This is a genomic window from Leptospira mtsangambouensis (assembly GCF_004770475.1).
In the GTDB taxonomy this organism is placed as follows: Bacteria; Spirochaetota; Leptospiria; order Leptospirales; family Leptospiraceae; genus Leptospira_A; species Leptospira_A mtsangambouensis.
Genome location: NZ_RQHK01000001.1, coordinates 1 through 427 on the forward strand (window position 1 = coordinate 1; position 427 = coordinate 427).

Here is a 427-nt window from a genome sequence, read left to right on the forward strand (position 1 = left end):
AGTGGATCAATGACTGCGGAAGGATTTACACCTGAATTAGTTCCTTGTCCCGCTGAAATATCAGTATGGGAACAATTAGATCCATCTAGATTGCATCGGAATAAGCTTGGTTTACTATTGTTGTTAGAATTGTTTCGGGTTACAACCAATAACTTTCCATTGATTGTATCTACTGCTGCGGAAGGGGAAAGACCTGAGAAACTCCCTTGTCCCGCTGAAATATCAGCGTGGGTGCAATCAGATCCATCTAGATTACATCGGAATAGACTTGATTTGCCAATGTTTGATGAATTAAAGGTTACAACCAATAACTTTCCATTGATAGTATCGACTGCTGCGGAAGGATTTACACCTGAATTAGTTCCTTGTCCCGCTGAAATATCAGTATGGGAACAATTGGATCCATCTAGGTTGCATCGAAATAGGC

1 pseudogene is annotated in these 427 nt (G+C 40.7%); it reads right to left on the bottom strand.

Annotated features, from left to right (window positions below):
* Positions 1–427 (bottom strand): annotated as a pseudogene (locus EHR01_RS19175) (chitobiase/beta-hexosaminidase C-terminal domain-containing protein); the annotation flags it as partial.